The following is a 20,126-nucleotide window of genomic DNA, read 5'->3' as shown; positions in this document are numbered from 1 at the left end:
GGTGATTGGCGACCGTCCGCTTGAACAGTTGGTGCCGCTCTACCGCGATCCGCGCTCGGACATGCCTGCGACGCAGTTCAATATGAAATGGGTCGAGCAGGCTGGGCTGGTTAAGTTTGACTTTCTCGGGCTAAAGACTTTAACAGTCGTCCAGAACGCTCTGAATTTGTTGAAAGAACGCAGCATAGAGATTGATATTGGGCAAATCCCGCTCGATGATGATGCCACCTATGAGCTTTATTCCAAAGCACGCACTGTCGCTGTGTTCCAAGTGGAAAGCTCGGGCATGATGGACGCGCTGCGGCGCATGAAGCCCAACTGTATTGAGGACATTGTGGCACTTGTGGCGCTTTATCGCCCGGGCCCTATGGAGAACATCCCGCAGTACTGCGATGTAAAAAACCAGCGTGCCGAGCGCGACTTGCTACACCCCACGATTGACCACATTCTCGACGAGACCCAAGGCATTATCGTCTATCAGGAACAGGTGATGCAGATCGCGCAGGAAATGGCTGGATACTCCCTTGGTGGTGCTGACCTGCTGCGTCGCGCCATGGGTAAAAAGATTCAGGAAGCGATGGACGCCGAACGGCCCAAGTTTCTGAAAGGGGCCGCTGAAAACGGAGTGGATGAGGCCAAGGCAATCGAGGTCTGGAACCTTCTGGATAAGTTCGCCAACTACGGTTTCAACAAATCGCACGCGGCGGCTTATGCGGTGGTCAGCTATCAAACCGCGTGGCTCAAGGCGAACCACCCGGTTGAATTCATGGCCGGGGTGATGAACTGCGATATCCACCTGACCGACAAATTGGCGGTGTATTTCGAGGAAGTGCGCAAGGCACTGGACCTGCCTTGGGTGCCGCCCTGCGTGAACCGCAGCGATGCGACGTTCAAGGTGGTGGATCAGGCGTTGATCTATGGTTTGGGCGCGCTCAAGAACGTCGGGGTCGAGGCAATGCGGCTGGTCGTTGATGGGCGCGGGGACAAACCTTTTGCCACGCTCTTTGACATGGCACGCCGCGTGGATCTGAAACGGGTGGGCAAGCGCCCGCTGGAAATGCTGGCACGCGCCGGCGCTTTTGATCAGCTTGACCCGAACCGGCGGCGTGTGTTCGACGCGCTTGATGCGCTGTCTGCCTACTCCGCGGCCGTCCACGATCAGAAGAACTCTAACCAGGTCTCGCTCTTCGGCGAAGCGGGGGATGACCTGCCCGAACCGCGCCTGATGCCGGTGGACGATTGGCTGCCTGCTGAACGGCTGGGTGAAGAATTTAAAGCTGTGGGCTTTTACCTTTCGGGCCACCCGCTGGATGACTACATGGGTGCGCTGAAACGCAAGGATGTGGTGACGCTGGATGAGGTCACAGCCAAGGCTGAGCGTGCTCCACTGAATGCCAAACTGGCCGGGGTTGTGGCCGGGCTACAGGTGCGCAAATCAGCGCGTGGCAATCGGTTCGCCTTTTGCCAGATGTCGGACACGACCGGGGCTTACGAAGTCACCCTGTTCTCTGACAGCCTTGAGAAAGCACAGGATTATCTGGTGGCAGGCGAAAAGGTGATCGTGACGGTCGAGGCGACGATGGAGGCCGATCAGCTGAAACTGCTCGGCCGCTCGGTTGCTCCTATCGATACGGTTGTGGCGGATGTGGGCAGCCTTGGCTTGCGCATCTTTGTTGACGCACCTGCTGCCCTGTCGTCGGTGGCTGATGTGTTGGACGGGGCCGCACGCGCGGCCAAAGGGGCCGGGCGCGGGCCCATCACGGTCTGCCTGATGGATGATAGTTTGCCGGGCGAGGTCGAGATGGACCTAGGTGCGGAATTCCCTGTCACACCGCAAATTAAGGGCGCGATCAAGTCACTGTCTGGCGTGGTCGAAGTACAGGACGTCTAGGCGCGATTCCCCGCATAACTGGACGAATACGCGATCCCACGCTAGATTTGTGCGCGGGGGAGATATCGTTTCATGCGCGCTGCGTGGCTAATTGTTCCATCTTTGCTGATACTTGGCGCTTGTGGTGATCCGCTGGCGGATATCGAGCGCGTGACCGATGATACCTTTGCTCCAGGTGCCGGCGTGGCCACGGCCCTGCCGACTCAAGCTGAATTGGACAGTGAAGAGACCGTTTTGTCGGGCCTGTTTCGTAGGAGTGCAGAGGCCGAACCAGTTGTGGATCCGGCAGAGGCGTCCGACCGCATCACTTCCGCTGATCCAGCCCCGGCGGACGTGGTCGCGGCTGCGGGCGCTGAACCCGCAACACCTCGCAAAGGTGTCTTGGGATGGCTGCGCCGCGGTTCCGTAGAAAACCAGGCGAAGACCGTAGCTCTTGTGGATGGCGTCGATACGAAAGAGAGCCGGCCAGTTTCTGAACGCTCTCCTACGGCCGGGATGGCTCTGCGTGAGGTGGCACTCGGAACAGTTTTGCCGTTTGGCGAAGTCGCGCGTGTCTGCAACGTGGCCAAACGCGATCTGGGAAAACAGGTGGAACGCTCTGAACCTCGCAGGTCTGGATACGCGCTTTATGACAGCGCGCCCAACAGCTCCAAGCCGCGTTCATTCTACGTCACAGGGTTCAGCGATTCCTGCGTGCGACAGCTTACTGCATCCTTGGTGGTGTTCGGAACGCCCACATTTCACGAACAACTGCGCTATGGCCTCCCGGCGGATGAATACCCCTATTCTACCACTGATCGCGCCTATGAACAGGTAAAGTCCAGACTGTGCAATGTCGGGCGCAATACGCCCTGTGGTGCGCGTATCTCCAAGTTGGAAGGATCAACGGCTTTTGTCAGCGTTTACGAGCACTTTGGAGAAAACGCACGCTGGGCGGATATGCTTTTGCACGATGGGGCGTTGCTGGCTACAGCGATGAAAACGCCCTGACGTGTGTGCCTGTTTGGCAACCGGCCCTCCGAGGAGGATTTTTTAATCAGAGAAGCACGAGGTCCAGTCCTTGATCCCGAAAGACCAAGGACCTTCTCGGATTACGCCGGTTCGCATCCCTGCTCCCAGCGCCCCTCAACCAAAGGGCATTAACCTTCACATCGGATGAACAGGTCCAAATTCTCTTTTTAAGAAAAATTCTCCTCGGAGGGCCGATCTTCGTCAGACTCATGGGGGAAACCTCAGTAATGCGGTGGCCGTTCGTCTCCGACCACGACACCACCACCACCTTGTGCCTCGCGCTCGGCCTCGCGCGCCATCAACATCTGTGCTCGCCGCGTCACCAGTGCCAGTTCGCGTTCCTGACGTGCAACGATATCGCTAAGGTCCTCAACCGTGCGGGTGAGGTGTGCAATCTTTTCTTCCAAAGTGTCGATGCGGCTGTCCATAAAGTGCATGTGGGGCAAAAGAGGTCGGCGCGCAACCCGCGGCGACCTTGCCCCGCCTGAGGCCATGGTCTAGTGACGCGCCCAAACCCAACCCGGAGTGGCACCATGGCCAAGCCCAAGAAAACCCCGCGCCCCAAGGCTCAGACGCCCAAGGGCTTTACCGACTATTTTGGCGGCGACGTGACCGAACGTTCTGCCATGTTGGCCAAGATCGCCGAGGTCTATCATCGCTACGGGTTTGATGCGCTGGAAAGCAGTGCGGTTGAGACCGTTGATGCGCTGGGCAAGTTTCTACCGGATGTGGACCGGCCCAATGAAGGTGTGTTTGCGTGGCAGGAAGAGGACGGCGACTGGCTGGCCCTGCGCTATGACATGACCGCCCCGCTGGCCCGCGTTTATGCTCAACACCGCAATGACCTGCCGAGCCCCTATCGCCGCTACACAATGGGGCCGGTCTGGCGCAATGAAAAGCCGGGCCCCGGGCGGTTTCGCCAGTTCTATCAGTGTGATGCGGATACAGTTGGCACGGCGTCCATGGCCGCGGATGCCGAAATTTGTGCGATGCTGGCCGACACGCTTGAAGCCGTTGGCATTGCGCGCGGCGATTATGTGATCCGGGTGAACAACCGCAAGGTTTTGAACGGCGTGATGGAAGTTGCGGGCCTGTCTGGCGACGACAAGGCAGTGGAACGCGGTATCGTTTTGCGTGCCATCGACAAGCTGGACCGCCTTGGGCCGAACGGAGTGCGCGCGCTGCTGGGCGAAGGGCGCAAGGACGAAAGTGGGGACTTCACAAAAGGTGCAGGACTGGCCGACGCGGCAGCGGCCGTCGTTATGGGGTTCATGGACGCCAAGCGGGAGACAGGGGCGGCGACGGTAGCGCGGTTGCGGGAACTGGTTGCCGGTTCCGACATCGGCGCAGCAGGCGTTGCGGAGCTTGAAGACATCGCCACCTTGCTTGACGCCGCGGGCTACGGTCCCGATCGCATCGTTATCGACCCCTCAATCGTGCGCGGGCTTGGGTATTACACCGGCCCTGTCTACGAAGCGGAACTCACGTTTGACGTCCAGAACGAAAAGGGCCAGACGGTCCAATTCGGCTCCGTCGCAGGCGGCGGGCGTTACGATGATCTGGTCAAGCGGTTCACGGGGCAAGAAGTGCCCGCCACCGGTATCTCTATCGGAGTGGATCGCCTGTTGACTGCCCTGCGCGCAACGGGTCGCGTCGGAACCGAAGCCCACGGCCCCGTGGTTATCACCGTCATGGACCGCGACCGCATGGCCGACTATCAGGCCATGGTCGCGGAGCTGCGCGGTGCAGGCATCCGGGCCGAAGTCTACCTTGGCAATCCCAAGAACTTTGGTAACCAGCTGAAATACGCGGACAAGCGCAATTCGCCCATCGCCATCATCGAAGGCGGGGACGAAAACGAGCGCGGTGTAGTACAGATCAAGGACCTGATCCTTGGGGCCAAGATCGCCGAAACTGCCACCCATGAGGAATGGGTCGAAAACCCTAGCCAGTTCGAAGTGCCTCGGGGCCAGATGCTGGCCAAAGTGCGCGAGATCCTTGGGGTATGAGCGATCTGCGGGCCCGTGCCCAAGCTTTGCGTGACCAGTTCGCGCAAGCGGGCGCTCAGGTGGTGGACCCACCTGTACTCCAACCTGCTGACCTGTTGCTGGACCTCTATGGCGAGGATATTCGGGGCCGCGCGTACGTAACCAGCGACGCGATGCGCGGCGAGCAGATGTTGCGCCCGGATTTCACCGTGCCAGTGGTACAAATGCATATGGCGCACGGCGCAGAACCTGCGCGCTATACCTATGCAGGCGAGGTGTTTCGCCGCCAAGAAACCGACCCGGACCGTGCCAGTGAATACATGCAAGTCGGATATGAGGTGTTTGAGCGTAGCGACCCCGCAGCCGCAGACGCCGAAGTTTTTTCTCTGATTTCCCAGGCTGTTGCGCCGCTGGCTCTGCGCGCCGCGACAGGCGATATTGGCATTCTGATGGCCGCTGTCGATGGGTTGAATACCACACAAAGACGCAAAGCTGCCCTACGACGTCATATCTGGCGTCCCCGCCGGTTTCGCGCGTTGCTGGATCGCTTTGGGGGCCGCACTTCGGTGCCGGACAGCCGACGCGTCCTGTTGGCGGGCGAGATCAGTGCCGGCGCACCCCTCACCGGTTTGCGCACGCAGGACGAGATAGATACGCGCATCGCCGCGCTGGTCGAGGATGCGCACCAACCGCCCATCAGCAATGCAGAGATGGAGGGGCTGGATGCGCTGTTGGCTGTGCGTGAAACGTTACCCTATGCGCTGTCGCAACTGAATGACCTGGCGGTCGACTTGCCTGCGATCAAGGATGCTGTCGCCCGTGTGGCTGCGCGCGCCGAAGCTCTCGCTAAACGGGGTGTGGACGTAGACAGCCTGGAATTCGAGGCCAGTTACGGACGCACTTCCATGGAGTACTACGACGGCTTTGTTTTTGGTTTTTATGCGGAATCACGCCCTGACCTGCCAGCCGTCGCGACCGGTGGGCGCTATGACGCCCTGACCCAACGCCTCGGGGCAGGAGCCGCGATCCCAGCGGTCGGTGCGATGCTGCGTCCGGACCTGATGGCACTGCTGGAGGAAGAGGCATGATCAAGCTTGGCGTGCCCTCCAAGGGGCGTTTGATGGAGAAGACCTTTGACTGGTTTGCGCGTCGTGAGGTGCATTTGGCGCGCACCGGGTCTGATCGTGAATATGCAGGCGAAGTGGCGGGTATCGATGGTGTCGCACTTGTTCTGCTGTCTGCCGGGGAAATCCCCCGTGAATTGGCCGCCGGGCGGATTCATCTGGGTGTGACTGGCACAGACCTGATCCACGAAAAGCTGCCGCTCTGGGAACAACAAGTCGAACCGATTGCCGAAATGGGGTTTGGGCATGCTGATCTTGTGCTGGCTGTGCCGCAGGGTTGGGTGGACGTGGATCTGACGGATGATCTGGACGCTGTAGCGGCGATGTTTCGTGAGCGTCACGGGTTCCGACTGCGGATTGCGACGAAATATCATAGGCTTGTGCGCGAATTCCTGCGCGAGGTGGGCGTGGCGGATTACCAGTTGGTGGACAGTCAGGGCGCAACCGAAGGCACTGTGGCCAACGAAACCGCAGAGGCAATCGCCGACATCACCAGCAGCGGAGAGACCCTGCGGGCCAACCACCTGAAGATCTTGCAGGACGGCCTGATCCTTGCGTCTCAGGCTACGCTGTGGCGGTCGCGGGTGGCGGACGTGAATGATGATGAACGCGCGAATCTGCGCGCTCTTTTGGATCGGTTGACCTAACCAATCCGCAGCTTGCGCGCCGCCATTATTCCTCGATTTTCAGGATCAGAGGCGTTTCTGTTTTAGCATCCACGTCAAACGTCGATCGTCCTGTGTGGTTCAAATGGCGGCCATAAGTGTGCAGCGATACCGCGACTTTGTCGCCGTTGTTCCTGACGCTGTGGATATCGTTGGGTAAGCAGCACACTGCGGTCCCTGGATACAGTGTTTCTTCCTTTGTCGCGACGAGATCTGCGAATCCCGATTTGGAGCCATCATCACGCCGATCGTAATTTGTCTCGTGCTCCTGCCCTTCGATCCCCGAAACGACAGCCCAAGTTTTGTGATTGTGCGCATCGACACCACGCCCGGGGGCCCAGGCAATGGCAAAAACGGCGAGGTCGTGGTTCTCTTCTTCGTGCAACAGATGGAGCCCGACGCCCTGATCTGGATCGGTGTAGCGATACTTGTCTTCGAACCAGCTTGGATCGGAAGCGAGTTTAAGTGCGAGAGGCTTAATCCGATCAGTTATTGCCTTTGTCTCGCTTTCTTCCGCGACGATTGCGCGGATGTCGCTGACATATTCCTCAAATGAATACCCAGTCATGCTCAATTTCCTTCTACAATGCCCATCCAGTGTACCGTGGACACGAGAAAAAGCCAAAATGGAATGAGATCGCCATAGGTCATTGCCTCCTTGCGGACGGCCAGTGCATCGCCTTGGAGGATCACGCCATCGTTTGGAACGCTTCATCCCAAAATGGCGGAGGTCGGTTCTAATGATCAGGTACGCCCTGTCGTATCGCTTCTGAATAACCGGGCCCAATGCCAAATGCCTGCCCCTTGGAGGAGACGCTGCCAAGCTCTCTCAATTCCTCGATAGAGTATTCTGTGTTCAGGGAACCAAGTTCATACCCGTATTCTGGCAAGTATCCATTTACGATGATGCGCCAGTCAAAGGGAGGTGCGTTCCCAATTGCGCGCATCATCTTCAGGACGACGGTAGTACAGTTGGTTGTGATCGAATTGTACCAATGTGGTTCTGCCGCAAGGGCGTTTGAATCAAGAACATACTCTTCCAGCAATTCTCTGGCTGTTTCTGGCTCAGAGTTCAGCCGAAACAGTTGGACGTCTTCCTGTCGGATGTTCGTGCGCAGACCAACGATATCTGTCTCGGTCGCTGCGACAATTATGATTGGGTTTTCCTTGAAGGCATCAGCGACGGGTGAAAACCCACCATCGACCTGACGCCTGACTTCAATTGACCAAGCTAGGTACTGGCCGTCTGCAAAGCCGAAACTCAGTATAAAATGTGCTATCTCAGGGCCTGCCCAATAGGATAAAAACAGGTCTGTGCTTTTCAACTCATTGATATTGTAGGTTCGCGTTTCCCAGTTCTCGACAAAACTACCGTCATCGCGCCATTCGAAATTGCGCACGCCGTTTAGTATCAGGATGTCTCCGTCGATTTTCCCCGTCACCTGCCGGGCCACATCGGGCGACCAATTTCCCTCAGAAGGCGGCTGCAAAGTAGACCACCACATCAACAGTGCGACAGAGGCAATGACGAGCGGCAACAATCGTTTGACGCGCCTGCGTCTTAGCCAAAAATACAGGGTGGAAACACCTAGTACCGCGAAGGTCGCACTGAACAACATTTGCACCAGATCGCTGCCTGGGGCGCGAAAACTAAGTGCAGCAGCGCCCCAAGCCGTGAAGCCTACGACAACCAAGGCAATCAGCGTTACGAAAAGAGACCTCAGAATACGGCGTATCATTGTGTTTGACCCTGAAAGGCAGCCTGACCTGACCGGCCCGGACATATTGTTATTTCATATTCAGCGGCTGGTACATTGGCTGCATGCTTTATGGAACCGGTGGTCGGTACATGCTCTATCGGAAATGCTTGCGCACTATTTGTCGACAAATTCATCTCAGCCACGCGTGGTTCATTTCCCATGGGCAACTGCTCACCTCTTGGGTGGGCGGGCAGAGCGTTTTGGGGGTTGATATAACCCCAGTTCTGAAATCACCCCGCAGATTGCATTTGGCAATGTGAGCCGTCGCTGGCCACCTATCCGACTGCCGCTCGGGACTATACCAAAGAGACAAAAAAGTACCCCTTTGCTCGTTTGAACGGTGTCTGCTCAGAAGGTATTTCGGCGGTGCGGCGGCGGAGTGCGGTTGGCCGAGACTGGTTCATCTCATTCGCAAGTTGCGAGTTCTTAAGAGTTGTCCAGCGAGGAAAATGTTATGAACTATTTGAAAATGTATACCGCAGCTTTGCTGCTTTGCGTACCTGCCGCCGCACAGTCAGCGAGCGTTTCGGTGACGATTGGCAAAACTGGCGCAATGGAGGCCGATCAGGCATCGATTGGCGCGATGGGGCTCCTCACTGAAACGTTTGACAGTTTGCCAACAGGTCAATTCAGCAATTTCGAGTCTGAGTTGGGAACATATAGCTCCGGCCGCGTAAAATCAGCGAACCGCTATGGTGGCGCGCACGACAGCCAATATCTGTTTTCGTTGTCAAATCCGGGGTCCACATTGTCCCTTAAGTCTTCTGCACGCTATTTTGGCCTTTGGTGGTCTGCTGGCAGTGTCGGAAACAGCGTCGAACTGATCAACAATGGGGCAAGCATATTTGTCTTCAACACAGACGATGTTCTGGTTTTCTGGACGCCAACACTTCAAACACAGCGGCTTACTACGGGAACCCGAATGATAGATTTGCCAATCAGGTCCGTCACGAACCATTTGTGTTTCTGAACATGTTTTCGGACCAACCGTTTGACGCCGTAAGGCTGTCTGGGCGAAACTTTGAGTCCGACAACCATACCATGGCGGCAAATTTTGCGCGTGAAACAGGGACCTCCATTTCACCGGTGCCTGTCCCGGCGACATTGCCATTGCTGATGGCAGCGTTTGGTGGGTTTGGCTTCCTCAGTCGGCGCAGAAGACTGTAAAAGGGAGGCTCTTTGTCCGTTGTCAAAAGGTTCAAACAAATCTGCCATCGCAGAGTGCTGTTTGGTCGAACTTAAGGTGGGTAGCCGCAATCAGGTTATGTGAGACGCTCGACCTCAAGGCTGGCGTGACGCCTCACAAAACCCCAATCTCCGCAAGTGCGCGATTTAGTTCCACCGGCAACGGTTCTTCGCTGGCACGGCCCTTGGGCAGGTCTGGCGGCGCGTCTTGGGGTTTAAGGTAGCGCCAGCCTTGGAATGGGCGTTTCAGTGCTGATTGCACCCGCACCAGTTCGGGGTCGGATACGATGGCGCAGCGCCGGATGCCGTCTTGTCCGATATACTCGTCCAGCCGAAGAATACGCTGGCGGCAAGTCAGCACGCCTTTGATCACCCAGAATATCGACCCTCCGTTTAGGATTTCACCCTCGCGCTTGGGCCACATGCGGGTGACGTGGCGGGGCAGACCGTCTGGCGCTTGGGCACGCTTGGTCGCTTGCCACGCAGCAAGGTCTTCGACGGTCTCGGTGCCCACGCTCAGCTTGATCAGGTTGATATAGTTATCCACAGACTCGCCCCTTTCCACACAAAATATTGTAGCACGGGGAATGTACACTGCAAGGTGTTGTGGTTGTTGCGCCACTAGATTTGGTGTTCGAAAGGTCAAAGGTAACCATTTGTTGTGGATCGCGGCCGCTGTGGTACTGTCTTTGTCTGCACTGCTGCCGACAGAATCGGCGGCTCGTTAGGGGATGCCACAATGACACGCTTTGCCGCGCCAATTGCCGAACAGATCTGGGACATGAAGTATCGCTTCAAGGAGGCTGACGGCACGCCCATTGACGTAACGGTTGAGGACAGCTGGCGCCGGATCGCATGCGATCTGGCAAGCGTCGAAGACGACCCGAAAGCTTGGGAAGACACGTTCTACACCGCCCTCGAAGATTTCAAATTCCTGCCCGCCGGTCGCATCACTGCCGGTGCGGGCACGGCGCGCTCGGTCACCTTGTTCAACTGCTTTGTCATGGGCACGATCCCCGACAGCATGGGCGGCATTTTCGACATGCTGAAAGAGGCGGCTCTGACCATGCAGCAGGGCGGCGGGATCGGCTATGATTTCTCGACCATCCGGCCCAAAGGGGCAGGGGTAAAGGGCGTGGCGGCGGATGCCTCGGGCCCCTTGTCTTTCATGGATGTGTGGGACGCGATGTGCCGCACGATCATGTCCGCAGGTTCGCGTCGCGGCGCGATGATGGCAACGATGCGCTGCGATCATCCGGATATCGAGGATTTCATCACCGCCAAGTCTGATGCGGCGCGACTGCGGATGTTCAACGTGTCGGTGCTGGTGACGGATGACTTCATGGAAGCCGTGAAAGCCGACGGGCCATGGGATCTGCAATTCGACGGCCACGTTTATCGCACCGTGCAGGCGCGTGATCTGTGGAACGGGATCATGAAGGCGACTTATGATTACGCCGAACCCGGCGTGATTTTCATCGACCGCATCAACACGGCCAACAACCTGAACTATTGCGAGACGATTGCCGCCACCAACCCGTGCGGAGAGCAACCGTTGCCCCCCTACGGCGCATGCCTGCTCGGCTCTATTAACCTTGCCCGCCTTGTGTCTGATCCGTTCGGGGATGCGGCTGCTTTGGACGAGGGTCAACTGACCGAATTGGTCGGCACCGCCGTGCGGATGATGGACAACGTGGTGGATGCCTCGAAATTCCCGCTAGAGGCCCAGGCCCGCGAGGCCGCAGCCAAGCGCCGGATCGGTCTTGGGGTCACGGGGTTGGCGGATGCGCTGCTGATGGTCGGTTTGCGTTATGGATCCGACGAGGCGGCGCGTCAGACCGAAAGCTGGTTGAAAGCGATCGCTCGCGCCGCTTACCTGGGCTCCGTGCAATTGGCAAAGGAGAAAGGTGCATTCCCGCTGTTTGACGTGGATGGCTACCTAGCCTCTGGAACGATGCAGGCCATGGACGACGACGTGCGCGCAGCCGTGGCCGAACATGGCATCCGCAACGCGTTGCTCACGTCCATCGCACCGACGGGCACCATTTCGCTTTATGCCGGGAATGTCAGCTCTGGGATAGAGCCTGTGTTTGCCTATGCCTACACCCGCAAGGTGCTGCAAAAAGACGGGAGCCGCACCGAAGAAGAGGTTGTTGACTACGCCGTGCAGATGTGGCGCGAGTTGAAGGGTGACGTGGAGTTGCCCGATTACTTCGTCAACGCCCAAACGCTGGCCCCGGCCGATCACGTGAAAATGCAGGCGGCAGCGCAAAAGTGGGTGGATTCGAGCATTTCGAAGACAATCAACTGCCCGGAAGACATCAGCTTTGACGCATTCAAAGATGTTTACATGCAGGCATGGGATACAGGCTGCAAAGGGTGCACAACCTATCGGCCGAATGCCGTGACAGGGTCTGTGTTGACGGTGGCCGAGGAGAAACCTGCCGACCGGGAGGTGATCACAACGAGCGACGAAGAGCCGATGCAGCCCCATGGCGACGTAATCTACATGTCCGAACCCCTCGACCGGCCTGCCGAACTCGAAGGGAACACGTACAAGGTCAAGTGGCCCGACAGCGAACACGCGCTGTATATCACCATCAACGATATCGTCATCGGTGGGCATCGCCGCCCGTTCGAAGTGTTCATCAACTCCAAGAACATGGAGCATTTTGCATGGACGGTCGCGCTGACCCGGATGATCTCTGCCGTGTTCCGGCGGGGGGGCGATGTGTCGTTTGTGGTCGAGGAACTCAAAGCCGTATTTGATCCGCGCGGCGGTGCGTGGATGGGGGGCAAGTACATTCCTTCAATCCTTGCGGCTATCGGGGGTGTGATCGAACAGCACATGGTCGCCATCGGATTTATCGAAGGCGAGGGGATGGGGCTAAAGGCTGATCCCAAAGCCGATATGGCTCAACTGGGCACACCGCGCGGCAAAGCGTGTTCGTCCTGCGGGTCTTACGAGCTGCGCATGGTCGAAGGGTGCATGACCTGCGCCTCCTGCGGATTTTCGAAATGCGGGTAAGATCGGGTTTTCCTCCGCTTTCTGATTTCGACTGAGGTTAAAAAATCACGCACAGCGTGTATTTAAGCTGACTAATACACGTAAGTACTTGGCGGCGAGTACACGCTTAGGTATTAAGGAGGGGCTTGGGGGAGCGCATAGGTTCAGGACGGCTTTATGTTTCGATGGATTACGGCGGCACTGATAGCGTCTGCCTTTGTGGCCCCGGCGGTCGACGCGCAAGAACGCAAGCGTTTGGGCTATGGCCTTTTGCTCAACAATGACGTGATCGACGGCAGGCGTGACCGCTGGCGTACTGGCGGGTTGCAATCCTCGCGCATCTGGGGTCCGGCATGGGCCGGAACGGCGCCGGGAGGTTTTGGGCAACTGCTCGAATTGCGACTGGGCGCCGAGATCATCACACCAGAAGATCTGCGCGACGTGTCCGACAGTGACCGGCGCTATGCAGGCGCGCTTTCGGTCGGGCTCCACACCCATTTCCAGCGCGGGATGACAGAGTATGCGATGGGCGGCGATCTGGTGTTTGTCGGCCCGCAGACGGGGCTGGATAGCTTTCAGGATGCGGTGCATGACTTTCTAAGTATGCCCCGGCCGTCTGATGCGGTGCGCGATGCTCAGATTGGGAATGCGGTGAACCCGACAGCCGTCGTCGAGATTGGGCAGAACTTTTCCCTTGGCACAGACACGACACTGCGCCCCTTTGTTGAAGCGCGCGCCGGCAACGAGACACTGGCGCGGGTGGGGCTTGACCTGACATTTGGCGACTTTGGTCGCGGCGCACTTTTGGTGCGCGACAACGTGACGGGGCAACGTTACCGCGCCATAGAGACGGAATGGACTGGGTTCAGCTACGTTCTTGGCGCGGATATCGCGCATGTTCTGGACAGTGAATTTCTGCCCGACAACGATCCTGTCAGCCTCGATAAGACACGTGAACGGCTGCGGGCTGGTGTGCACTGGCGCAGCGAAACCGGGCTGAGCACGTTTTTTGGCGTGACCTATCTGGGCGAAGAATTCGAAGGCCAGGACGGCGGCCAGTTCGTGGGATCGCTGCGGGCAAAGCTGAGGTTTTAGGACGAAACCTATAACACTTTTGCCACACCTTTTGGAAACTTGCCTGAATTTCGCCATCCAAGCTGCTGGAATCTGTAACAAATTTTGACATTCCTCAGAAAAGCCGATTTTTTGGCGGCAAGATAACAAAAGTAACAGAGCAGGCAGTACAGGTATGAATACGGGCTTTCGTGGCACGTTCGTCATTTCCTGGTCGCAAACAGAAGTAGATGGTCTTGAAGCCGCACCGCTGCCGTCCCTTTCGGTGGGTGCAGCCTGGGCATGGCGCGGAGACGTCGTGCGCGTCGACGGACCCCATGACGTGTTGCGTCTGGACAGGGCGGAAGGAAATGAGGCGCTGCGCAGGCGGGCGGCACGCATGGTACGACGTCTTGTAGGGGCCGCGTTGGAAGAAGTGCCGCTGAGTGTGGAACATACCGAGGACCCATTGATTTCCGACAACAGCTTTGTCGTCACAGATGGTGGCAAAAGTTATACCGTGACCTTGATCGATGTTGGACCTCACAAGCCGCCCTTGCTTATGTTCGTCGATGACATCCCCCCGCGCGAGACGGATCTTTGGGTGGTGCATCACACCCTGAACACTTCCCCAGGCGATGGGATGGGGGCAGGGGCCGGGGGCGTGATATGCTTTACTCCGGGAACATGGATCGACACACCCGATGGCCCTCGCCTGATAGAAGATTTGCGTGAGGGTGATCGGGTATCGACCAAAGACAATGGCCCTCAGGAGGTGCAGTGGATTGGCAGCCGTCGTATGACCGGGGCGCGCCTTTTTGCCATGCCTCGTCTGCGCCCGGTTCGGATTGCCACGGGCGCCCTAGGGGTGGAGCGTCCGGATCAGGAATTGTTAGTCTCGCCCGAACACAGGATGTTGGTTGAAGGTGCTGTCGCGCGGGATCTGTTTAACACCGATGAGGTGCTGGTTGCCGCTAAAGATTTGATAAATGGGACAACGATCAGTGTCGACCTGACTGTGCCCGAGGTGACCTATGTACATCTGTTGCTGCCCCGTCATGAAGTGCTGCGGGCCAATGGGATCGAGACAGAGAGCTTTCATCCGGCCAATACAGCCCTTTCTACACTTGACCAGGAGGATCGCACGCGCCTGCTGACGCAGTTGCCTGATCTTGAATATGACCCTCATGTCTACGGCACCTACGCCCGCCGCAATCTGAGTAGCAGCGAGGCCGCTATCCTGCGCCACGCTGCCTAGGCTCTGGGCCTATGAAGCCAAAGGCTGATGTTTGGCAATAAAGTGGACCTTGGGGCGCGCCGCAGCGATTGACTGCTTTGATCCCAGAGCCGCCGGATTGAAATCTATGCTTCGCTGGCGCAGTAATCCGACCACACAGGCAGTGTTGAAAGCTCCGCTGCAATGCAGCCAGAAAAGCGGCCGTTCGTTGATTGTGCGGCGAATCCCGGGGCTGTGACCGAGTCGCGGGACGAAGTCCCTGTTTGAATTGCTTCTTCCGCCGTCTGCTGTTTCCAAAAATTATCAGTGACCCATGGCCTTAAGCATCTCCAATCGCAACATGATGCCCGTCGCTCCACCTTCTTGGCGATTTTCCATACATGCGTTTGAACTCTCTGCTGAATTGAGACGGGCTGACATACCCCTATTCACGCATGACCAACCAGAAATTCAGTCATGGAAGGCCCGTCCTTTGCAGCTTCCACGGCCCGCCGATGCACTGCAGCTAACTTCCGCTGTCCAGCCGTGATGCTTTTGTCGGCAGTCGCGAAGCCAGCAATGCAGACCTTAGATCAAAAAAATCGAACGGCAGCAAAGTCCGCACTCTGTAAGTTCGACCTCTGATCCTTGCTGCATTCTGGACGAATGGCTGGTTTTTCCGCTGCGCGGCAGCACCAAATCTTGCGCAAACGCGACATTTTTCACGCTGCGAGCGCGCGCAGCACAAATCGTCAATTCACAAGTTGGGCTCTCTGCCGTCATTGGATCGATCGCAGCAATATCTCAATCGTACTAGAACTGCCTCAACGAGGACGGCCCTGAGCAGACCTTGCTGGTCAGTCGGCTAATGTCAGGTCTAGGTGGAATTTTGATTTAAACCCCAAAACCTTCTTCGTTGACTTACAGACGGGACTATGTGCTCATTTCTGAGGTCCAATTTGGAGACGATTTTCATGCGGTGTAGCGTTCTGGCATCTGCATCAGTTATCGGACTATCCAACCCGGTTGCTGCCGAACTCAGTTCATCACAGCATGACTTGATATCTAGGCGCGCGTGTGAGGCTGCAATCTGGGCTATGCCGGCCGTCGCTGCATATGACATCGAACTTTCTCTACAACGTGACGCAGGTGCCACCCCCGGCGTCGTGGGTTACATGAGCGCGCCAATGGATGCGCGCCACGGGTTTCTGACGGCAAACGATGTCACGCCCTATACTTTTGCCGGACTTACGACAAAGGACGGACCCATAGTCATCGAAGTACCGCCTGCCGGAGAAAAGGCTGCGTTCTTTGGAACCATCGTGAACGCATGGCAAGTACCGATTGTCGATGTTGGCACCACTGGTGAAGACGCCGGCTTGGGAGGTCGATACTTGATCCTGCCTCCAGGCTATGATGGTGAGGTGCCTGAGGAAGGCTATATAATACAACGGTCCAACACCTTTGGCGTTCACTTCGCTTTCCGGCCCGTCGCAAAGAACGGTGGAACCCACGCCGATCAGGCAACTTATGCTCAAACACTGCAATGGTACTCTTATGGGCAGGCCGATAACCCGCCGCCGACGGAATTTGTGGACACTAAGGAAAACCCTGTAAACACTTTGCCAGTTTACGACATGACCTATTTCTCTGACATGAACACAGTCGTTCAAAGAGAGCCGGTTCTGGAGCAGGACAAGGTGATGATGGCAATGCTCGCTTCACTTGGCATTGTTCGAGGCAAGCCATTCGAACCTGACGAAGAAACGAAATCTGCTCTTCTTGAGGGTCTTGCCTGTGCATATGACTATTTACAGGAGGTGTTTGTTACTGAGGGCGGCGGCTTCAAACAAATTTGGGGCGATCGCCAATGGGGTGCATTCGCAATAAACCTGGAGCAAGCCAAACTTGGCTTCCCCTTCGTGAGTGACACTGAAGTCCTCATTGACCAGCGGGCGGCGCAGTACTTCTATCTCACCTATCTCCCAAAAAACCTCGGAGGCGGGACCTTTTACCTTGGCGGGTTGCGCGACAGTAGCGGCGAGATGCTCAAAGGCACTGACACTTACAAATTGACCATTCCCGCTGACACTCCCGCAGAGGACTTCTGGTCAGTCATCGCCTACAGTATTAAGACAAAGGGCTTTTTCCAAGGCGCTGAGCGGGTGGGTTTGGCGACGCCGAACTTGCCTGATATGCAGGTAAATGACGATGGATCAGCAGATGTGTTCTTTGCGCCACAACCGCCAGCAGGCATGGAGAACAACTAGATACCGACTGGCGAAGATTTTTTCTTGCTGTTCAGGCTTTATGGCCCAACTAAGGGCTGGCTTGAAAGTGGTTGGAAGCTGCCGGACGTTGTAAGACAGTAAGGATGAATTGCGGACCTATCATAGGCTGAACAGCCGCGCTGCAGTAGTTAGTGTTGAGTACATTAGCGGACTTTCGTGCAAAATGCGTCGAAGGTCCGTTTTCCGCCCTTTTTGACCAATGCTGTGTTCGAACCTAACGGCTGGTCTGAGCTCAAAGCAGCCATTCGCTGCGGTTTGCCTGCATGACCGCTTTGCGGATCTTCCTTCCATTCACCAAGAACGCGCAAATTGCTGCTTTCCGTCTCAGTGAACAAAGCAGAGAGTATCGAAGCCTCGCCTCCAGGAAGCCACCTCTTCACCGACTTTTTTGCCGTTGAGACCGCGTTTAATCAGTGTGGCAAGCTGACCTGCATCGGCCGCCGTCAAGCCCCAACGGACCAGTTCTGGCGTGCCAATGCGCAAGCCATTCATATCGCCATCAACCGTAGGCACCGGCAGTCCGATGCCACAAGCAAGGAACCCATTCGGGCGCAGCTTTTTCGACGCCGCCTGACCGCCACCGAAGGGTTCAGCAAATACGGCGAACTGGTGTGAGTTCGTAAACCCTTCGGTCCCTGCAAAGACGGGCACGCCCACTGTGTCCAACGCCGTCGCCAATGCTTGCGACATCGCGATCATCTCTTTGGCATAGGCTTCGCCGAAGTCTCTCCAATCCAGCATGGTCACGGCCAGAGCTGCCGTTTTTGCAGCATCGAAGTTGGCAGTCATCCCGGGGAAGGCAACGGCATCCAGTGTTTTTGCGATCTCGGCATCGTTGGTGACGATCAATCCCCCGGCCGGCCCCCCAAGGCTTTTGTAGGTACTCATAGTCATGAGATGCGCGCCTTCCTTCAGCGGGTTCGACCACGCCCGCCCGGCGATGATCCCGCATTGGTGGGCCGCGTCGAACATTACCTTAGCGCCGACTTCGTCCGCGATAGTACGAATGTCGGCCACGGGGTGCTCAAACAGATTCAGACTGCCGCCGATGGTGATCAGCTTGGGTCGTTCAGCCTGGGCCAATGCTCGAAGCTGATCCAGATCGACCGTGTAGCCATCAGCGTTTACGGGAGCCTCGATCGTGCGCAGGCCAAAAAGCCCCGCACACCCCGCGATATGGTGCGTCACATGCCCGCCAATCGACGCAGGAGGCGCAATAATCGCATCACCTGGTTTACACGTCGCCATGAAGCCGTAGAGGTTGGCAATCGCGCCAGAAGGCACACGGACTTCGGCAAATCTGGCGTCGAACACCTCTGCGCAAAGCTGGGCGGCGATCACCTCGATCTCTTCGATTGCTTCCAATCCCATTTCGTACTTGTCGCCCGGATAGCCCAAGGACGGACGCGATCCGATGCCTGACGATAAGAGCGCCTCTGCCTTGGGGTTCATGACATTGGTCGCCGGGTTGAGGTTGAAGCATTCTTCCTCGTGGATGACGCGGTTCCGTTCGGCGAGTTCCTGAACCCGCGCCAGAAGATCTGCCGAGGTCGTGGACGCAGCCTTGTTGGCAATGTCTTGGACCAGTGTTTCGCTTTTTTCGGGAACCCAGTTTCGCTGTACAAGTGTCATTCGCCATCCTCCTGTTTGCGGCAATTTGGCGCCTTGAGCGTGACAGCGCAAAGCAGATTTGCTATTTCTTGGCGTAGAAAACCTAAGGCTGAGAAATGAGCGTCGCCCCCATACGTCCGAAAGGCCCGCCCCTGAACGCCATGCGGGCTTTTGAAGCTGCTGCGCGACACGTCAGTTTTGTCGCGGCAGCGGACGAGCTTTGCGTCACGCCCGGCGCGATCTCTCAGCATATTAAGACCCTCGAAGATTGGGCAGGCACCTCGCTCTTTCGCCGCAACGCCCAAGGCGTTGAGCTGACGAAGGCCGGAGCATCGCTGGTCTCACGGTTCACGTTGGCCTTCGATGCGATGGCCTATGCAACGCGCGCGCTGCGTAATCTTGGTCCGGACGTGGATTTTCACATCGCGGCCCTTCCTTCCGTCGCACAGCTTTGGTTGCCAGGCAGGTTGAGCAAGATCAGGGCACACTTCCCCTTGATCAACTTCTCGGTCACCGCAATGGAAACCCCGCCCAACCTGTCGCGGGAGTTGTTCGACCTGGCGATTTTCTTCGATGATCCCAAAGGATCACCCGATAACCTACCGATCTGTGGCGATGTACTTGTTCCGGTCTGTGCGCCAGGCCTCAAAGCGCGCGACTTGGATTTCCAGACTGCAACGCTGTTGCATGACCAAACATGGGCCGATGATTGGGCTCTGTGGTCAAAGGAAACGGGCACGCCAATAGACGACTCGCGACGTGGTCCAAAGTTTTCTCTATATAGTCTCGCCGTAGAAGAGGCGAAGGCAGGTGTCGGCGTGCTGATCGGACATTTGTGCCTGATCGAAGTCGCCCTTGCGAACGGTTCGCTAGAACGCGCCAGCGAGCATTCGTGCAACACAGGTCGTTCTTTGTGCGCCCAAATGCCTGATGAAACACGGCGCAGACCCGAAACGGAACAAGTCGTTTCACTGCTCTATTAGAAGTCTCGAAAGCCGCCGTTCGAGCGTGTCGCAGCATTTCGTTGGTTTGGGCTCGAAGCAGCCATTCGCTGCGTTTCAACCATCGTCCGCTTTGGGCTCAGAGCGGTCGTTCGCTGGACTCAGCTTGAACGACCGCTCTGCGGGCGAAGCCGCCATACGCTTAAGGACGGTACTGGAAAACGGGATGAATGGTCTTGTCAGTTTGAGGTGCCCCTAGATTTGTAGACGCTTTGCTTGGTAATTTTGGAACCAAGGAGAGACGGATATGAACAAGGGCATACGGTTTACGGATGAGTTTAAGCAGGACGCCGTGGCGCAGGTTGTTGAGCGTGGATATGCGG

18 protein-coding genes and 1 pseudogene are annotated in these 20,126 nt (G+C 57.1%); 12 read left to right on the top strand and 7 right to left on the bottom strand.

Features of this window, described 5'->3' with window-relative positions; translation table 11 throughout:
- On the top strand, positions 1–1,891 hold a 1,891-nt coding region (dnaE, locus tag ABJD00_RS06325), incomplete at its 5' end, for a DNA polymerase III subunit alpha (protein WP_413858030.1).
- A gap of 72 nt (positions 1,892–1,963) precedes the next feature.
- Positions 1,964–2,881: a hypothetical protein gene (locus ABJD00_RS06320; protein WP_413833075.1), complete on the top strand. Its 918-nt coding sequence runs from the start codon at positions 1,964–1,966 to the stop codon at positions 2,879–2,881.
- 242 nt (positions 2,882–3,123) lie between these two features.
- On the opposite strand, the gene ABJD00_RS06315 is transcribed toward ABJD00_RS06320, so the two are convergent.
- Positions 3,124–3,318, bottom strand: a complete 195-nt coding sequence (locus ABJD00_RS06315; RefSeq protein ID WP_413833153.1) for a SlyX family protein — start codon at positions 3,316–3,318, stop codon at positions 3,124–3,126.
- A 117-nt stretch (positions 3,319–3,435) separates the two neighbouring features.
- Between ABJD00_RS06315 and hisS the strand changes: the two genes are divergently transcribed.
- Genes hisS through hisG form a run of 3 tightly spaced genes read left to right on the top strand, consistent with a single transcriptional unit; the run spans position 3,436 to position 6,661 of the window.
- Positions 3,436–4,911: a histidine--tRNA ligase gene (gene hisS, locus ABJD00_RS06310; protein ID WP_413833071.1), complete on the top strand. Its 1,476-nt coding sequence runs from the start codon at positions 3,436–3,438 to the stop codon at positions 4,909–4,911.
- Positions 4,908–5,978: an ATP phosphoribosyltransferase regulatory subunit gene (locus ABJD00_RS06305; protein ID WP_413833069.1), complete on the top strand. Its 1,071-nt coding sequence runs from the start codon at positions 4,908–4,910 to the stop codon at positions 5,976–5,978. The genes hisS and ABJD00_RS06305 overlap by 4 nt, the downstream gene beginning before the upstream one ends.
- On the top strand, positions 5,975–6,661 hold the full coding sequence (gene hisG / locus ABJD00_RS06300) for an ATP phosphoribosyltransferase (protein ID WP_413833067.1): 687 nt from the start codon (positions 5,975–5,977) through the stop codon (positions 6,659–6,661). The genes ABJD00_RS06305 and hisG overlap by 4 nt, the downstream gene beginning before the upstream one ends.
- Before the next feature lie 25 nt (positions 6,662–6,686).
- Here hisG and ABJD00_RS06295 read toward each other — a convergent pair whose 3' ends face one another.
- Both ABJD00_RS06295 and ABJD00_RS06290 read right to left on the bottom strand, forming a co-directional pair.
- Complete coding sequence (locus tag ABJD00_RS06295; RefSeq protein ID WP_413833065.1) at positions 6,687–7,247, bottom strand: hypothetical protein; 561 nt, start codon at positions 7,245–7,247, stop codon at positions 6,687–6,689.
- Positions 7,248–7,416: 169 nt separating this feature from the next.
- Positions 7,417–8,418 (bottom strand): DUF4105 domain-containing protein, encoded by a 1,002-nt coding sequence (locus tag ABJD00_RS06290; RefSeq protein ID WP_413833063.1) that lies wholly within the window; start codon positions 8,416–8,418, stop codon positions 7,417–7,419.
- A 475-nt stretch (positions 8,419–8,893) separates the two neighbouring features.
- Between ABJD00_RS06290 and ABJD00_RS06285 the strand changes: the two genes are divergently transcribed.
- Positions 8,894–9,409 carry a hypothetical protein gene (locus ABJD00_RS06285; protein WP_413833061.1) on the top strand — a complete coding sequence of 172 codons (516 nt, stop codon included), beginning with the start codon at positions 8,894–8,896 and terminating at the stop codon, positions 9,407–9,409.
- Positions 9,410–9,411: 2 nt separating this feature from the next.
- The gene (locus tag ABJD00_RS06280; RefSeq protein ID WP_413833059.1) at positions 9,412–9,606 is read left to right on the top strand and encodes a VPLPA-CTERM sorting domain-containing protein; all 195 of its coding nucleotides are present in this window, start codon (positions 9,412–9,414) and stop codon (positions 9,604–9,606) included.
- Positions 9,607–9,739: 133 nt separating this feature from the next.
- On the opposite strand, the gene ABJD00_RS06275 is transcribed toward ABJD00_RS06280, so the two are convergent.
- Positions 9,740–10,171, bottom strand: coding sequence for a DUF1489 family protein (locus ABJD00_RS06275; RefSeq protein ID WP_108836203.1), 432 nt, complete (start codon positions 10,169–10,171; stop codon positions 9,740–9,742).
- 192 nt (positions 10,172–10,363) lie between these two features.
- On the opposite strand from ABJD00_RS06275, the gene ABJD00_RS06270 reads away from it, so the two are divergent.
- From ABJD00_RS06270 to ABJD00_RS06260, 3 genes are all read left to right on the top strand, one after another.
- Positions 10,364–12,652: an adenosylcobalamin-dependent ribonucleoside-diphosphate reductase gene (locus ABJD00_RS06270; RefSeq protein WP_413833057.1), complete on the top strand. Its 2,289-nt coding sequence runs from the start codon at positions 10,364–10,366 to the stop codon at positions 12,650–12,652.
- Between the two features lie 156 nt (positions 12,653–12,808).
- Positions 12,809–13,726, top strand: a complete 918-nt coding sequence (locus ABJD00_RS06265) for a lipid A-modifier LpxR family protein (protein ID WP_413833055.1) — start codon at positions 12,809–12,811, stop codon at positions 13,724–13,726.
- A gap of 154 nt (positions 13,727–13,880) precedes the next feature.
- A complete protein-coding gene (locus tag ABJD00_RS06260) occupies positions 13,881–14,942 on the top strand; it encodes a Hint domain-containing protein (RefSeq protein WP_413833053.1) in 1,062 nt (353 codons plus the stop codon).
- Between the two features lie 298 nt (positions 14,943–15,240).
- On the opposite strand, the pseudogene ABJD00_RS06255 reads toward ABJD00_RS06260, so the two are convergent.
- Positions 15,241–15,339 (bottom strand): annotated as a pseudogene (locus ABJD00_RS06255) (AraC family transcriptional regulator); the annotation flags it as partial.
- A 535-nt stretch (positions 15,340–15,874) separates the two neighbouring features.
- On the opposite strand from ABJD00_RS06255, the gene ABJD00_RS06250 reads away from it, so the two are divergent.
- Positions 15,875–17,170: a DUF1254 domain-containing protein gene (locus tag ABJD00_RS06250; protein WP_413858021.1), complete on the top strand. Its 1,296-nt coding sequence runs from the start codon at positions 15,875–15,877 to the stop codon at positions 17,168–17,170.
- 345 nt (positions 17,171–17,515) lie between these two features.
- On the opposite strand, the gene glyA is transcribed toward ABJD00_RS06250, so the two are convergent.
- Positions 17,516–18,823 carry a serine hydroxymethyltransferase gene (glyA, locus tag ABJD00_RS06245; RefSeq protein WP_413833049.1) on the bottom strand — a complete coding sequence of 436 codons (1,308 nt, stop codon included), beginning with the start codon at positions 18,821–18,823 and terminating at the stop codon, positions 17,516–17,518.
- Positions 18,824–18,918: 95 nt separating this feature from the next.
- Between glyA and ABJD00_RS06240 the strand changes: the two genes are divergently transcribed.
- Entirely contained in the window at positions 18,919–19,785 is an 867-nt protein-coding gene (locus tag ABJD00_RS06240) for a LysR family transcriptional regulator (RefSeq protein ID WP_413833047.1), read from the top strand.
- A 160-nt stretch (positions 19,786–19,945) separates the two neighbouring features.
- Here the strand turns inward: ABJD00_RS06240 and ABJD00_RS06235 are convergent.
- On the bottom strand, positions 19,946–20,126 hold a 181-nt coding region (locus ABJD00_RS06235; RefSeq protein ID WP_413833045.1), incomplete at its 5' end, for a hypothetical protein.

This window comes from Tateyamaria sp., from assembly GCF_039945315.1.
GTDB lineage: Bacteria > Pseudomonadota > Alphaproteobacteria > Rhodobacterales > Rhodobacteraceae > Tateyamaria.
The sequence above is the reverse complement of the archived record's forward strand: the minus strand, read 5'-3'. Positions and strand labels throughout refer to the sequence as shown.

Bases quoted from the DNA above. Each gene is read 5' to 3' on its own strand.
- ABJD00_RS06320 (WP_413833075.1), top strand. From the start codon at position 1,964: ATGCGCGCTGCGTGGCTAATTGTTCCATCTTTGCTGATACTTGGCGCT.
- hisS (WP_413833071.1), top strand. From the start codon at position 3,436: ATGGCCAAGCCCAAGAAAACCCCGCGCCCCAAGGCTCAGACGCCCAAG.
- ABJD00_RS06305 (WP_413833069.1), top strand. From the start codon at position 4,908: ATGAGCGATCTGCGGGCCCGTGCCCAAGCTTTGCGTGACCAGTTCGCG.
- hisG (WP_413833067.1), top strand. From the start codon at position 5,975: ATGATCAAGCTTGGCGTGCCCTCCAAGGGGCGTTTGATGGAGAAGACC.
- ABJD00_RS06295 (WP_413833065.1), bottom strand. From the start codon at position 7,247: ATGACTGGGTATTCATTTGAGGAATATGTCAGCGACATCCGCGCAATC.
- ABJD00_RS06290 (WP_413833063.1), bottom strand. From the start codon at position 8,418: ATGATACGCCGTATTCTGAGGTCTCTTTTCGTAACGCTGATTGCCTTG.
- ABJD00_RS06285 (WP_413833061.1), top strand. From the start codon at position 8,894: ATGAACTATTTGAAAATGTATACCGCAGCTTTGCTGCTTTGCGTACCT.
- ABJD00_RS06280 (WP_413833059.1), top strand. From the start codon at position 9,412: ATGTTTTCGGACCAACCGTTTGACGCCGTAAGGCTGTCTGGGCGAAAC.
- ABJD00_RS06270 (WP_413833057.1), top strand. From the start codon at position 10,364: ATGACACGCTTTGCCGCGCCAATTGCCGAACAGATCTGGGACATGAAG.
- ABJD00_RS06265 (WP_413833055.1), top strand. From the start codon at position 12,809: ATGTTTCGATGGATTACGGCGGCACTGATAGCGTCTGCCTTTGTGGCC.
- ABJD00_RS06260 (WP_413833053.1), top strand. From the start codon at position 13,881: ATGAATACGGGCTTTCGTGGCACGTTCGTCATTTCCTGGTCGCAAACA.
- ABJD00_RS06250 (WP_413858021.1), top strand. From the start codon at position 15,875: ATGCGGTGTAGCGTTCTGGCATCTGCATCAGTTATCGGACTATCCAAC.
- glyA (WP_413833049.1), bottom strand. From the start codon at position 18,823: ATGACACTTGTACAGCGAAACTGGGTTCCCGAAAAAAGCGAAACACTG.
- ABJD00_RS06240 (WP_413833047.1), top strand. From the start codon at position 18,919: ATGAGCGTCGCCCCCATACGTCCGAAAGGCCCGCCCCTGAACGCCATG.